Raw genomic sequence first — 13,557 nt, forward strand, 5'->3', positions numbered from 1 at the left:
TTATGTTGAGTTATTTAGATTCTAATTTAATCAAAAATACCGATAATTTTTATCGATATTTTCTATGAATACATAGATAAAATCTATAGATATTTCAATCAGATAGCCTATCTAATTTAAGGAAATAAAAAATGTAAACAAAGTGAATCAATTCACTCTGAGAGGGTTAAAATATCTATCTCCCAAATCATTTTTTTTCGATTCAATTTTAAAAGTGGGCTTACCTACTTGTTCGAGCCTGTTTTATTTTGATATATTTGTCTACCAATAATTAACTATCAACTACAATGACTGATTCACTTATTTTAATTCTTGTTCCACTGACATTAATACTTTGGTTTTGGGCAATTCTGGATATTACCCGATCAAGGTATAGAAATAACAACCAAAGATTAATCTGGTTTTTCATTGTTTTAATCTTTCCTGTTATGGGATCTGTTATTTACTTTTTGTTCAAAAGAAAAATAACCCTGAGAGGAAGAAGGAAATTTAACCCTGATTTTTAATCCTCAGGAATTCTCCCTCTTAACCTGTTTATAGTCCCCTTCTTTTATTTGATTCTCAGTTATTGACCAATAAACTGTAGGTGCCTTATAGTTTGATATAATATATCTTATCATTAAATTATTAAAAACGGCACTTGACAATCATTTGTGTCAAAATCAAACACCGGATTATCGGTCTGTGATAATGGTAGAAGCAAAGCCAAATTCCATCAAAATAGCTGGTATTATCATCATTGTTATATCAGTATTTACGATCCTATTAAATTTAATCGGAGGTGGTATCATCTTATTCCTTTCGGATTTAAAAGATAGTAGTTATTCTAATATCGACTCACTGAATAATGAGCACTCTTATACTGGAGTGATAATCGGGATCGCAATATTAATGACTTTTATCGGAATTCTACTTTTATTCAGTGGATTAAACATCCTTAAATATAAGATGTGGGCTAACAGACTGGCTACGTTTATATCAATTTTCTACATCGTATACATGTGGGTCGTAATGTGGTGGATTTCTTTTTATCTAATGAATGATCCGAATAATGAAATTGATGCGATGAATTACTGGGGTTTATTTACAGCAATACTCTGGACAGTACCTGCAGTGATCCTGATTTGGTTTCTTAACATTAAAAATATTAAGAGGCATTTTGATGGGTAAAAAAGCTTATTCACTTTACCGATAAATATAATTTAATTCACCATTTACCTTCTTAATACTTTTCCTCCCTTTCCCTTTCTTATTGCCATGTACAAACCAAGCATTACTACAATTCCTAAAACGATGTACCATATCTCATTTTTATTATTCGTTAGTGGTTGAGCATTACCCTGAACGATAAAAGCCGACCAGTAATAGGGATGATTGAAATATTTATTAGCAGGGTCAGATAGAAAATCTTTTTTTGCCATAGCGAGGGCTTCATCTTTCGCCCTTCCTTCATTAAGGTATTCAAAAAATCTCTCCATTATTGTGGAAGAAGACTTATCGCTAATATTCCACAAGCTCATTGTAACAGAAGGGCAACCACTACTTTGAAATGCCCTCCCCAGGCTAATTACTCCTTCACCCCGGGCCCATCTTCCGAAACCTGTTTCACAGGCACTTAGTACGGCCAGTTCAGAATTAAACTGATAATTATACAATTCGTAGAGGTGAAGTGACCCGTCTAATTCAAAAAGTTGCTCATATTTTGCCGAATCTGATTGGTCGATAAAGTAAACCGCACTATAATTTGGATTTTCACTATCGACTATCGCATGAGCACTTAAATGTAAAATTCGTGCGCTTTCTGAATATTTATAGAAGTTATATTCTGTCGCATCGCTACCGGTAAATGTTCGGCCTCCAAGCATACTTTCTACCGTTTCCACCTCTTGATTATTATATGCCAGCGGTGCGAGATCTTTTCTTATATCGGAATAACCCTGGCCATCCATAACAGAATAATCAGGAGCAAATCCTAAATAATCGATGATGTCGGATTTACTTCTTTCAGATGTTGAAGACTTAAGCAGCAACCTGATGGCAGAGGAATAATAGATGCTTTTACTTTCTAATAACCATTTTTTCTTTTTAGCCACCATTGCTCCAAAAGGCAAATATGAAAGTGGCCCATCGGGAATAATAATGATAGAGTTTATCCCGGAATCTTTAATTCCTGAAGCTGAAGAAAACAATTCGTATAGTTTATTTCCTTCCCGGTACAATTCTTCTGAAACAGGACCCGGACTTTCAGGAGGAGTTCTAATCAATTTTAAATATTGAAATAAACTCTCTTGTAATGCTGTGGTTTCTGAGATCAGATGCAATGCAGCCCGATCATCCATCAATTCGAGGCAATAAACATTTTCATCTCCCCAGAAGAATGATAAAAGCGACGTGTTACCTTTAATTTCAGCAATGATATCATTAAAAGAGACCAGTTCAGTATCTGGCATCCAGTCTTCATAATTGGGATTACTCTTTTTAAAGACTGTTGAAAATCTTCATAATCTGTATATAGCTGATCAAGAATTAACCGATGCTTTTCCGGAGATCTATCCTCTGTAATTTGACGCTTATTAAAAGCTATCTTACTCTTATATTCTTGTTGTTTATTATATAATTCTTCTGATAAGATCCCTGCTTCTACGGCTTCAATATCCCTGACTGCATTAAAAAGTTGAATTGCTCGGTTCTTTTCAAAAAATAGACCAGGTCATCTTCCTGATTATTCAACTTTTTATCATTCTTTTGTAATTTAAATAGGGTATTTATTCCCTTTTCAAATACTTTGTAGATATCTGATGACAGATATTGCCTGGACTCCCAGGAAAGAAAATCCCTTGAGGTCTTTTCGGCTAATTCTACAGTTTTTTTATACCAATTTATCGCCTGCTCAGGATTTGCCGATTGATAAGCATCGCCTCTGAGAGAATATATTTCCAGAACTTCATAGTTGTTTATCACTTCCTGTTGGCCATTCTTATTGCCTGTGACAAAATAGGTTTCTGCCTGATCAAGGGCTATTAATGCCGAATCAAATTTATTTTCTTTAATATATTTTTTAGCTCTTTGTTTATTTATCAGTCCGAAATATCGATGATCACTATCATAGTTTTCACCTGACACGGAATAAGCAAGCTTTATATATTTACCAGCTTTATTTAGTTCACCTGTCTTCAGAAATACTTCTGACGCATGAAGGTAATTCCTGATTTTGTCTGAAGCTGACCGGGTTGGCCTTTCAAGTAATAGAGAAAGGTAATCTTTTGCCCTTTCTGTTTCGTTACTTTCAAGATAACAGGACGATAAACTTCGGTAAATTGTATTTACAAGACTCCAGCTTCCTTTTTCAATCATTATTGGTTTAATGATTTCAAGTGCCTTCTTATACTTTCTTATAGCTTGTTCAGGTTTAATACTGGTTTTGTTTGCCTTCCATTGTCTGAAGTTCACATGCCCTAATTGTGTGTTTATAAAGGCCAGCTGATATTCATATCCTCTACCGGCACTGTAAACCGGATGTTGGCGGGGCACCCACAAATAGGCCAGGTCAAAGTGATGTTCAGCCAGCGTAAAATCGGCCATATTTAAAGCACTTTGAGCAATCGATACGTGGGTATCAAAAAAGAGCAGGGAATCTTCTTCTATTTCCGGCAGGCTAATGATATTTGTGAAGGATTTTATCGCCTCCCGGTAATTAAAGAGCTCATAGTAATATCTCCCCTGGAAATAGTAAAAATTAGACCTCAAAAAACCGGTGGAATCAAACTTTAAAATGTAGTCAGCGTGTTGGTCCAGGGCTTTCTGTCCTGACTGTAGGTAATTATCCAGCAGTCTGAGACTATCGAGGTGACTGGAAACAGAAGCAAGACTAATAATGGCATGCAGATATTGATCCCACATCTGAATTTCCTCTGCCTTATCGAGATTTCTTTCATACAAAATTGCCGCAGTATCCGGCCTGTCAAAATAAAACTTCTCTCCTATTTCCTGAAAATCTTTTTCAAACTGACTGCGTACACTATCGTCATTTTGACCAAAAAGAAAGGCAGTGATCTGAAAAATCAGAAATACTGCCAATGTCTTAGTATGCATATATAAAAATTATATAGAACAATTATTCACTGAAAAATCCTACCCCAAGTTCTCTTTCGTATTGCAAGTTGTGGGTGCTTTCATCCTGAAGGGTAACTACCGAACTTACTTTTAAAGTTAGAATTTCTTCACTCGGATATCCGTCTACCCAGCCCAAGCCAGCTTCGACACTTCCCGATTCTTCATCAAAGTCAATAAAGCCACCATTGGTAACATCCGTATTTGCATATACTGCACCATTATCATTGACGATTTGAACCACGGTAGAATTGAATTCTGCATTTGGAATGATAAATACAAGGTCTTCAAGAGCGGGAGGGTTTGGAAAGCAATCTTGTCCTATGTCGCATCCTCTTCCTCTGATCACTGTTGCTGTAGCAAAAGTTGAGTTTTGATCTGCACATATCAATTCGCAATAATCAGGATTATCTGCCCTTTGGCATTCACAATTTATAAATGAAATTTGCTGGATTTCCTGCTGGGCTACATCATCTTCGCAACTAAGAAATAAAAAAAGTAAAAATAGCGTGGTAATTGGTTGAATAGGTTTCATAATGTTTAATATTTAAAACACTAAAATAATAAATTAATTTATGAATTCTAATTCCTTCAAAATCAAAACACTTATAAAATTATTGGTGGTAGAATACTAATAATTTGATAAGCTGATTCTTATTTAAGATATTCCATAAAATTTTGGGTAACCTTTTATATTTTCATCCCACTAATGAATAGACAAGACGTAAAGATCAGTAACAATGATTTGCTATTTTCGATCAGAAATGGTGATGAATCATTATTAAAGAAACTTTACGAAGATCACAGGTCTAAATTCATTGGCTGGTTTATGAAAAATCATTCACTGGAGCGAGACATCATACTGGAAATATATCATCGTGCTTTCACGATATTTTATTTTAATATTAAGGATGATAAAATCCGAACTCTTGACAGTACGATAGAAACTTATTTATTCGGTATCGGAAAAAATCTTGTCAAGGCTGAATACCGGAATTTAAAAGTATCCAGTCCACTGGATGATGTTTCAGGAATAGACCTGTCGATTAGAGACTATGATGATAATGAAGAAGAAATAGAAAGAAAGAATTATATAAAATCTGTTTTAAACAAACTAAAAGACCCTTGTAAAAAAATTCTGCAGTTATATTATTTCCGAAATTTTTCCATGGAAAGTATAGCCAATGAATTAGGCTATAAAAATGAAGCAGTTGCAAAGAAAAAAAAGTGTCTTTGTCTTCAAAAGATCAGGGAAGAGTTAGTTAATAACCAATAAATAAGAGCAAGTGGAATACGATAGCGAAATATTACTTATAGAAGCTTACTTTGAAGACAGGTTGACTCCTGACGAAAAAAAAGAATTTGAGCAAAGAAGGCTGGAAGATTTTGACTTTCAAAAGAAGGTTGAAGATTATCTGTCTATATTCAGATCGATCAAAGAATCAGAGAAGGAAGATTTTCAAAACAAACTCAAAGACTGGGATGATGAAATCGGTTCAAAATCCAAAACAACAAAATTCCCTGCTTATATGAAATATGCTGCAATTATTATTCTATTGATTATTCCGATAGGTCTTTGGCAGTTAGGCTATTTCTCAAATGACCTGAGTACAAATGAAGCCTATATCACTTATTATTCTCCTTATGAAGATGTGATTACCCAAAGAAACGGTGATCAGGTCTCCTTATTTTTGGAGGGAATGGAAGAATACAACAATAAAAATTATGAAAAAGCCATTGAAATCTTATCTTCTTTCACTGCAGAGAATCCACAATCTGACATGGCTAAAATTTATTTAGGCATCAGTTACTTAGAAACTGATGAAAATAATGCAGCTATATCTATATTCAGTGATCTTAAATCGAATGCAAACGGACTTCCAAAAGAACTATCTCATTGGTACCTGGCTATGGCCTATCTAAAAACAGACAATATAGTTGAAGCTAAAAACCTACTCAACTCTATTAGCGAAAGCGATCATATTTTCTCCGGCAAAGCAGATAAACTCCTTTCCAGGCTGGAATAATCACCTTTATAATATTTTTTTTCAATTGTTGGTAACCTTTTGATTTCAGCCTTCACTAAGGGTGTAATTAAAACTATTAACACTATGAAAAAGGTATTAAAACCAATCAGTAAATTATGGCTTTTATCGCTCATTGCGATACTTTTTGCCTGTGATGAGGAATTTGTTGAACCACCGGCTGTGGACAATTCAGACTTAAGAGTTGACTTAAGACCTCAACAAACCAGTATCAAGAGTCAGGGAAGCAGAAATACCTGTATCACTTTTGCGGCAGTAGCCGGACTAGAAGCTGCATATAAAAGATTTGGATATGGTGATATAGACATGAGTGAAGAATTTATGAATCACTTTGGTAAAACATTTTGGATACACCCAGATTGGGATGATATTTTAGCTAAAGGAGAAGATGGCAGTGAAACCCAGGTTGGTGCTTTTGGCGGCGGCGGTGGTGCCGGTTATATCAATGACATGATGAATACCGGTCTTAAAATCCCTCTTGAGTCTTTAATGCCGTACAGATCTGTCAATATCACTCCCGCTATTGATCCGACCCTGGCAAGTGAGGACTGGCAGGATGATGTTTATAAAAAACAACGGGTTAAAAGTGACTACAATCTTGATCCTAATAAACTTACCCGTGAGCTTCTGCATTCAGATAAGTATTATGGAGTTGCCAATGGAAAATTTTTCGGACCATCTACCGGTAAAGCAAGGGATACAGACTTCATTGAGCAAATCCTTAAAAGAGAGATCGAATTAGTATGGGATTTTAGTGGAAACGCACAATATGGAGAAATATGGAGGCCATGTACTTCGGGAGATGCAGGTTGCAACACAATAGCCCATAGTATGCTTATAGTAGGATTTGACAAAACCAGTGAAAACCCCGACGATCACTATTTCCTTATTAAAAATAGTTGGGGAAGTAGCTTTACCGGTACAGATGATAATTTCACTAAAGTCTCTTACGATTTTATCAGGCAAAACGGTAATGCAATAGCCTATATCGAAATCCCAATCCTGGACCCGCAACAATGGCAGGAGTTTAAGTTTGTCGGAAGATGGAACCTTGTATTTGATGGCCACGACGGAATATTAGATATCTATCACCTGCCTGGTTACTGGAATGACAAAATTGATGATAAGCGAATTGGTTCTTTCTACACACCTGATGGTTCCGCATATAAAATCAATGGTTCGATCGAGGGTAATAAAATAACATTCTATTTAGACGGTTCTAATCCGAATGCCCACTGGGGTACGATCGGTGATGGTCGCAAGTTTGAATATTACTTAAGTGATGACGATTATATGGCAGGTTTCCATACCGATCCCGATGGAAAAATGTATGCAGGATATGCGAAGAAAGGATCCTTGTTTAGCGAAGGAGCTACTACACCACGTCCTTATCTACCGGAAAGTTATGAGAATTCTACCTGGATATTGTAATCGGTGAAACGAAAGGTACAGTTACCATTGGAGAGTATCAACTGGATCCCGGAGTGGAGTTTCCTGAATACTATGACCTTCCCGGTACGTTTACTGATGAGTCAGGTGCAGAAAGTGCGTTTCAAATGCGCATCCCTCAAACTGTTTATAGCCACTTTTATATGCAAATGATGGTAAATGGGGATGCTATATCTTTTGAAGGCAGACACTTAAACCATACCCGGGGAAATATTTCAGGGCACACCACCGGGGCTGATTCTGTTAAGCACCCATTTATTATGACCAGAAAATAACCTTTATACTTAATTTCATAGCCTGGGCCCGGTAATTTGTTACCGGGCTTTTTTTATTTGACTATGGTAATAAGTGCCCTTTCTCAAATTCATGATTAATATTTATCACAAAACGATCACGATACACAATTATAACACTGACTAACAGTTAGTTAAGTAATTTTTAAATTATACAGTTTCGTTAAATTCTCGTGACCAACAGGTAATACTTCGTGGCTAGCTTGCAAATAACATTAAAAGAACTAGCACAATGAAAAAGCATTTTATTTTATTAATTATTTTCGGTTGTCTTTCAGTCATAACAACCAGTTGTGATGATGACGATGATGATGTAACCATTAACCCGGAAGCAGGTACATTAGATGGTGGCCCTTTTAACTTTGTCGTGGATGGTAATCCGGACATGGTTAGTGGAATCACTCTATCAGGCGATATGAGGGGTTCTAATTCAAGTTTTGTAATTACGGATGACGCAGGAAATATCCTCGGACTTCCTCCAACGATGAGCGACCTTGAAGGGGTGAATTTTGATGATGCCGGGCCCGGTGTTTGCCTGATCTGGTATATCAGGTATGAAGACGGACTTGCAGGCTTAGCTCCCGGAGAAAACGCTTCCGATCTAACTGGTAATTATGATCTATCCAATTCTATTACTGTAAACAGAGATGGCCTGAATGGCGGTATGATTACAGGAGGGCCGTTTACATTTATTGTTGATGGCGAAATGGATATGGTTAGTGGTATCAGCCTGGACGATTCTGAAGTCAACGGTCCCAACACAACATGGGTGATTACCGATGATCAGAATAATATATTAGGGATACCTCCTACCCTTGCGGATGTTGAAGGTGTCAATTTTGATGGAGCAGGCGGAGGTGTTTGCCTGATCTGGCACATGACCTTCGGGCTGACCTGATGGGGGCTGAAGTAGGGAATAATGTTTCCGATCTAACCGGTAGCTATGGTCTTTCAAATTCTATCATGGTGACGAGAGCTACGGCAGGAACCCTGGATGGTGGACCATTTAACTTTGATATCGATGGAACACCGGACATGGTAAGTGGTATCACTGTTTCAGATAATTTTGATCTCGCTAACACCGGCTACGTCATCACTGATGATCAGGGCAATATCCTGGGACTGCCACCAACAATGGACGACCTGGAAGGTGTAGATTTCGATGCTGCCGGAGTGGGTGTCTGTCTGATCTGGAGAATAACCTATTCAGAAGGACTTACCGGACTCGAAACAGGGCAGAATGCTGCCGATCTTGAAGGAACATTTAGTTTGTCTAATTCTATAACCGTGAACAGAAATTGATTTAGTTGATTTTTTCGGTTACATGGAAAGCCTCTGCAGAAATGCAGGGGCTTAATTTTTTATTTAGTGTTAGAATAAATATTTATCACGGAATATTTTCTCTTAAATTCTGTCTTGAGTGAATGAAAATCGTTTTATTTAAAATTGTAACCAAAACATTTTAACTTAGGAATCGCTTTTTTCCATTTTTTTAAAATATGAATATCAACATCAACCTTAAGGAACTGACTGAAAAAGAAGTGATTTCAGATGAGATTGCTGACAATATCAGAAACTACTATGATTCCAAAAAGCCAGAAAGCCCAAATAGATTAATATTAGCTTTTAGTATTCTCGGCTCATTGTTAGTTGGATCGGGAATTATTCTCATAATTGCCCATAACTGGGATGAGTTTTCAAAATTTACCCGAACGGTTTTCGCTTTTCTACCACTCGTTACAGGACAGTTAGCTTGTTTATTTACCCTTGCAAAAAAACCGGATTCTCATAGCTGGAGGGAAGCCAGTGCAGTTTTTCTGTTTCTTTCAATAGGGGCAACAATTTCTCTGGTCAGCCAGATCTACCATATTGAAGGTGAGCTTTCAGGTTTTCTCCTGATATGGGTATTATTGGGTTTGCCGATCGTTTACCTGATGAAATCTTCTATTACTTCATTATTTTATATCATCGGTTTTACCTGGTATGCCTGTGAACTTTCCTACTGGAACTACCCTACCACCCCATCCTATCTATACTGGCCTTTACTGTTAGCAATAATTCCATGGTATGTGTATTTATTCAGATCAAGAGAAAATAGTAATGGTTTTTATTTTCATAACTGGTTTATACCACTTTCGATTTCAATCTGCCTGGGAACTGTATCTCAACGTTATGAAGAGCTTTTATTCTTAAGCTATATATGTTATTTCGGGTTGATCATTCTCATTGGAAATCAATTTAAAAACCTTAAACCCAGAAATAATGGCTTTGAAATTTTAGGTGTTATCGGATCTCTTGTGGTATTATATTTTTTGAGCTTTGATGAATTCTGGAGTCATTTAAGAAGTGAAAATTTTAGTTTTGATGGAGTCAGTACTTCTACTGAAGCTTTCACATCATTAATCCTGTTAATTATCTCTGCTGCTTTCCTTAGCTGGAAAATCAAAACAACTAAAATTAAAGAGTTACCCTATTTTTCATTTGTATTCCCACTGGTTGTATTGATTTATCTGATCGGCCTTTATTCTCCAATCGCAGTGTTTTTAATAAATATTTTAATTCTGATTCTGGGAGTTATATATGTCAATGATGGTGCTAAAAAAGACCATCTCGTTATAATGAATTTTGGGATGTCTATCATAGCATTCCTGGCTATTTTCCGGTTTTTTGATTCTGACCTTCCATTTTATATCCGCGGAGGACTTTTCGTGATTGTAGGAGCAAGCTTCTTTGCAGCTAATTATTTTGTACTAAAGAGAAAAAGCAAAAATGAAAAATAAAAAAATATTCATTCCGCTATTTATCCTGGTAGCCTTGATTCAATTATACATTCCGGCTAAAATGATCATGGAACAGGAAAAAATACTTGATGAGGGACAAACTTTTAAGTTTAAAACTCAACCAATAGATCCTACCGATCCGTTTAGAGGTAAATATATTGTATTGAATTATGAAGCTAATTCTGTAGTAATTGATACCTCAAAACAATGGAATTACGGAGATGAAATTTATGTTACCCTATCACAGAATAAAGAAGGGTTTACAGAACCAGTTGATGTCTTTAAAGATAAACCAGAAACCTTAGAACCATTTATTATTGCAAGAATAGGTGGAATTCACGACTACGAAAAGCCGCCTACACTGAGAATCGAATATCCTTTTGACAGGTATTACATGGAAGAATCAATGGCTCCGGTAGCCGAAACAGTTCACAGGGAGTCGCAAAGAGATTCGTTAGTTGAATCTTATAGTGTTATTAAGATATTAAATGGTGAGGCCGTACTCGAAGATGTAATCGTCGGCAACAAATCAATCAAAGAAATAGTTAAAGAAAGACAAGCGAAATCAAACCAAGACGATTGATTAATTAAATAATGTCTGTTTACAGAAAAATTGCTGAAATAGGAACGAAATTTATGAGTAAAGCCAGCCTTTTCAAACATGGCTTTAACCTTTCACCAATGTACCGGCGCAGTACAGGAAGAATAAGCCATGTTTCAGATGATCTCCTCAATATCAGTATAAAGGTTCCGATCAGCTATAAAAATAAAAATTATGTTAATTCCATATTTGGTGGAAGTATGTTCTCAGCTGTGGATCCAATTCCGATGGTTCAGCTAATGAATCTACTGGGAGATGATTATGTAGTATGGGACAAATCTGCTGTTATTAGATTCAAAAGGCCTGCTAAAGAAGATCTGTATGCTGACTTTCAATACACTACTGAAGAGCTGGAAAACATCAGAAAAGCGATCAATGACCAAAATGAAATAGAGATCACTAAACATGTTGAATTGAAAAATAAAAACCGGACTGTCATTTTCTGTGAGGTAAAAAAGGTACTATATATTTCTGATAAAGAATACTTTAAAGAAAAAAGAAAGCGGTCAAAGAAATAGATTATCGGATATACTTTCTATTAATTAACCGTGAAATTTATTCTCATAGAAAATTTCCATTACAAAAGCATGTGGAATTGTGATACAAGAAATTAATACAATCCCTAAAAATGGGATGAGATCAGGCCTTTCAAAAAAGGAAACAATAATAAAGATCAGTATAATTCCCAGTATTGAAATTAATGTAAAGGGCAATAACAATTTCATAAACTGAAATACATTTTTCAGTTTGGACTTGATCTTAAAATATGAAAACTCCTGCCTGAGTACCTTTAATGAGTGTAAAATGATAAAATACAGGGTAAATCCTAATAGCAGATCAAACAATTTAAAGGATATGCCGATCAGGGCGATCAGGTACAATTCTCTTAAGAGTTCATTGTTAGAAATAAATCCATTTAAACGGTTCTTTATCAACAAAATCAATGTTACTGTTAAAAACCCGGCTGTTAGGTAACCTGAATATTCTATCATCAGGATAAAAGAACTCAGAGATTTAAAATATTCTTCAGCAAAAGCACTTGCCTCAGGAGCATTTAAATAAATAAGTCCTGAGATGAGGCTTAATCCCCATAAAAAATCTAATAAAAACCCACCAATCCCCTTATCCGGGGTCAGGTCTACAAACTGTGATTGACCAAAATGATATGCTGAAAACAAAATAAATAATATAAATGCCAGGTTGGGCACAAACCACCAGATAACTCCGAATCCGATAGCTATCAGGATATAATTAATAATGAATCGAATATTCTGCTTTTTACCTTTTGCTCCATAAAGCAAATTATCCACTGCACCATGAGAGATTCCTAAAGTCAGAATGGCAAATAAGCACATACCTGTTAACATAGAATCAAACAGATCATTTTGAATCTGTATCAGGTTCAGGAATACAAGATTAAATGCTATGTAAATAAATACAGAAAGATTCATATCTGAGGGTAAAGAAAACCGGGTACTTACCCGGCTTTCTGTATCAAATTTTTTTTATTGTGTGGATTCAGCGAGCCTTTCGGTATCTGACGCAGCAAGGTTATAAACAACCAAACCAAAACCAATTTTGTTGATCGCATCAGCAATGTTGTAGAAAAGGTCTACGCTGCTTGGCTCCCATCCGAAAGCAATATTTAACCATCCTCCTGGCATACACATATAACCAATCGGATAGACTGCCCATCCAACTAATACGAACCAGGCCAATATTCTCACACTCTTCTGGATCAATGGATTATCAGATTTCTTTGATAATTGGGCCACCTCTCCTATCCATGCGGTGTAAAGGATATAAATATAACCAAGTGTTGATAAAACTCCGTAAATCACACTGTGAGAAGTACTACCTCCTTCTGGATTGAATGCCTCTCCTATGTAACCGAATACAAGCATCCATACCGAAGCAATAATCAACTTGACTAAAAGACTTTTCTTAGCACCAGCCGCCTTTGTAAGCAGATAAAATTCAACACACATTAACGGAACCGTAAGTGTCCAGTCAATGTATCTTAATGCGGTCGGATTATCTCCTGTTGATAGGTAGTAATCTCTCATATAATAATAATGAACTGCTGCAATGAATGTAATCAAACCAGAAATTAATAGTGATAATTTCCATTTGCCCGTTACTCTGGATCTTTCAAAAAAGAAAAATACCGAAGCAGCCATCATTGCCATATACCCAGTAAAAAACGTGAACGCTACCGGATCATCTACTGGAATAGTTAAAACTTCAAGAAGTATCATGGTTTTATTGGTTTAAATTAA

The 13,557-nt window shown here is 36.0% G+C and carries 17 protein-coding genes; 11 read left to right on the forward strand and 6 right to left on the reverse strand.

Annotated features, from left to right (window positions below; translation table 11 throughout):
- Positions 1-271: 271 nt before the first annotated feature.
- Entirely contained in the window at positions 272-409 is a 138-nt protein-coding gene (locus DCC35_RS21295; protein WP_246070021.1) for a hypothetical protein, read from the reverse strand.
- On the opposite strand from DCC35_RS21295, the gene DCC35_RS22115 reads away from it, so the two are divergent.
- Both DCC35_RS22115 and DCC35_RS13765 read left to right on the forward strand, forming a co-directional pair.
- Positions 357-506 carry a PLDc N-terminal domain-containing protein gene (locus tag DCC35_RS22115; RefSeq protein WP_394347732.1) on the forward strand — a complete coding sequence of 50 codons (150 nt, stop codon included), beginning with the start codon at positions 357-359 and terminating at the stop codon, positions 504-506. The two genes, DCC35_RS21295 and DCC35_RS22115, sit on opposite strands and share 53 nt — an antisense overlap.
- A 184-nt stretch (positions 507-690) precedes the next feature.
- Positions 691-1,170, forward strand: coding sequence for a hypothetical protein (locus DCC35_RS13765; protein WP_137091352.1), 480 nt, complete (start codon positions 691-693; stop codon positions 1,168-1,170).
- Positions 1,171-1,214: 44 nt separating this feature from the next.
- Here the strand turns inward: DCC35_RS13765 and DCC35_RS13770 are convergent, their stop codons facing one another.
- The 3 genes from DCC35_RS13770 to DCC35_RS13780 form a co-directional block, all read right to left on the reverse strand.
- Positions 1,215-2,450, reverse strand: a complete 1,236-nt coding sequence (locus DCC35_RS13770) for a CHAT domain-containing protein (RefSeq protein WP_137091353.1) — start codon at positions 2,448-2,450, stop codon at positions 1,215-1,217.
- 190 nt (positions 2,451-2,640) lie between these two features.
- Positions 2,641-4,092: a tetratricopeptide repeat protein gene (locus tag DCC35_RS13775; protein WP_137091354.1), complete on the reverse strand. Its 1,452-nt coding sequence runs from the start codon at positions 4,090-4,092 to the stop codon at positions 2,641-2,643.
- Between the two features lie 22 nt (positions 4,093-4,114).
- Positions 4,115-4,645, reverse strand: a complete 531-nt coding sequence (locus DCC35_RS13780; RefSeq protein ID WP_137091355.1) for a hypothetical protein — start codon at positions 4,643-4,645, stop codon at positions 4,115-4,117.
- 174 nt (positions 4,646-4,819) lie between these two features.
- Between DCC35_RS13780 and DCC35_RS13785 the strand changes: the two genes are divergently transcribed.
- The 9 genes from DCC35_RS13785 (at position 4,820) to DCC35_RS13825 (ending at position 11,796) form a co-directional block, all read left to right on the forward strand.
- Positions 4,820-5,386 (forward strand): RNA polymerase sigma factor, encoded by a 567-nt coding sequence (locus DCC35_RS13785; protein ID WP_137091356.1) that lies wholly within the window; start codon positions 4,820-4,822, stop codon positions 5,384-5,386.
- Between the two features lie 10 nt (positions 5,387-5,396).
- On the forward strand, positions 5,397-6,137 hold the full coding sequence (locus DCC35_RS13790; RefSeq protein WP_137091357.1) for a tetratricopeptide repeat protein: 741 nt from the start codon (positions 5,397-5,399) through the stop codon (positions 6,135-6,137).
- Between the two features lie 84 nt (positions 6,138-6,221).
- Complete coding sequence (locus DCC35_RS13795; RefSeq protein ID WP_137091358.1) at positions 6,222-7,586, forward strand: C1 family peptidase; 1,365 nt, start codon at positions 6,222-6,224, stop codon at positions 7,584-7,586.
- 53 nt (positions 7,587-7,639) lie between these two features.
- Complete coding sequence (locus tag DCC35_RS13800) at positions 7,640-7,879, forward strand: hypothetical protein (protein WP_137091359.1); 240 nt, start codon at positions 7,640-7,642, stop codon at positions 7,877-7,879.
- Positions 7,880-8,129: 250 nt separating this feature from the next.
- A complete protein-coding gene (locus DCC35_RS13805) occupies positions 8,130-8,795 on the forward strand; it encodes a hypothetical protein (RefSeq protein ID WP_137091360.1) in 666 nt (221 codons plus the stop codon).
- Positions 8,759-9,199: a hypothetical protein gene (locus tag DCC35_RS13810; protein WP_137091361.1), complete on the forward strand. Its 441-nt coding sequence runs from the start codon at positions 8,759-8,761 to the stop codon at positions 9,197-9,199. Before DCC35_RS13805 ends, DCC35_RS13810 begins: the two co-directional genes overlap by 37 nt.
- Before the next feature lie 197 nt (positions 9,200-9,396).
- Complete coding sequence (locus tag DCC35_RS13815; protein ID WP_137091362.1) at positions 9,397-10,677, forward strand: DUF2157 domain-containing protein; 1,281 nt, start codon at positions 9,397-9,399, stop codon at positions 10,675-10,677.
- On the forward strand, positions 10,667-11,260 hold the full coding sequence (locus tag DCC35_RS13820) for a GDYXXLXY domain-containing protein (RefSeq protein ID WP_137091363.1): 594 nt from the start codon (positions 10,667-10,669) through the stop codon (positions 11,258-11,260). The genes DCC35_RS13815 and DCC35_RS13820 overlap by 11 nt, the downstream gene beginning before the upstream one ends.
- A gap of 11 nt (positions 11,261-11,271) precedes the next feature.
- Positions 11,272-11,796 (forward strand): DUF4442 domain-containing protein, encoded by a 525-nt coding sequence (locus tag DCC35_RS13825; protein ID WP_137091364.1) that lies wholly within the window; start codon positions 11,272-11,274, stop codon positions 11,794-11,796.
- Positions 11,797-11,820: 24 nt separating this feature from the next.
- Here the strand turns inward: DCC35_RS13825 and DCC35_RS13830 are convergent, their stop codons facing one another.
- Both DCC35_RS13830 and DCC35_RS13835 read right to left on the reverse strand, forming a co-directional pair.
- Entirely contained in the window at positions 11,821-12,729 is a 909-nt protein-coding gene (locus tag DCC35_RS13830; protein WP_137091365.1) for a Brp/Blh family beta-carotene 15,15'-dioxygenase, read from the reverse strand.
- 54 nt (positions 12,730-12,783) lie between these two features.
- The gene (locus DCC35_RS13835; protein WP_137091366.1) at positions 12,784-13,536 is read right to left on the reverse strand and encodes a bacteriorhodopsin; all 753 of its coding nucleotides are present in this window, start codon (positions 13,534-13,536) and stop codon (positions 12,784-12,786) included.
- Between the last annotated feature and the right edge of the window lie 21 nt (positions 13,537-13,557).

Origin of the sequence: Mangrovivirga cuniculi, from assembly GCF_005166025.1 — a bacterium.
In the GTDB taxonomy this organism is placed as follows: domain Bacteria; phylum Bacteroidota; class Bacteroidia; order Cytophagales; family Cyclobacteriaceae; genus Mangrovivirga; species Mangrovivirga cuniculi.

Coding starts and splice junctions, on each gene's coding strand:
- DCC35_RS21295 (WP_246070021.1), bottom strand. CDS start 409: ATGAAAAACCAGATTAATCTTTGGTTGTTATTTCTATACCTTGATCGG.
- DCC35_RS13765 (WP_137091352.1), top strand. CDS start 691: ATGGTAGAAGCAAAGCCAAATTCCATCAAAATAGCTGGTATTATCATC.
- DCC35_RS13770 (WP_137091353.1), bottom strand. CDS start 2,450: ATGCCAGATACTGAACTGGTCTCTTTTAATGATATCATTGCTGAAATT.
- DCC35_RS13775 (WP_137091354.1), bottom strand. CDS start 4,092: ATGCATACTAAGACATTGGCAGTATTTCTGATTTTTCAGATCACTGCC.
- DCC35_RS13780 (WP_137091355.1), bottom strand. CDS start 4,645: ATGAAACCTATTCAACCAATTACCACGCTATTTTTACTTTTTTTATTT.
- DCC35_RS13785 (WP_137091356.1), top strand. CDS start 4,820: ATGAATAGACAAGACGTAAAGATCAGTAACAATGATTTGCTATTTTCG.
- DCC35_RS13795 (WP_137091358.1), top strand. CDS start 6,222: ATGAAAAAGGTATTAAAACCAATCAGTAAATTATGGCTTTTATCGCTC.
- DCC35_RS13805 (WP_137091360.1), top strand. CDS start 8,130: ATGAAAAAGCATTTTATTTTATTAATTATTTTCGGTTGTCTTTCAGTC.
- DCC35_RS13815 (WP_137091362.1), top strand. CDS start 9,397: ATGAATATCAACATCAACCTTAAGGAACTGACTGAAAAAGAAGTGATT.
- DCC35_RS13820 (WP_137091363.1), top strand. CDS start 10,667: ATGAAAAATAAAAAAATATTCATTCCGCTATTTATCCTGGTAGCCTTG.
- DCC35_RS13825 (WP_137091364.1), top strand. CDS start 11,272: ATGTCTGTTTACAGAAAAATTGCTGAAATAGGAACGAAATTTATGAGT.
- DCC35_RS13830 (WP_137091365.1), bottom strand. CDS start 12,729: ATGAATCTTTCTGTATTTATTTACATAGCATTTAATCTTGTATTCCTG.
- DCC35_RS13835 (WP_137091366.1), bottom strand. CDS start 13,536: ATGATACTTCTTGAAGTTTTAACTATTCCAGTAGATGATCCGGTAGCG.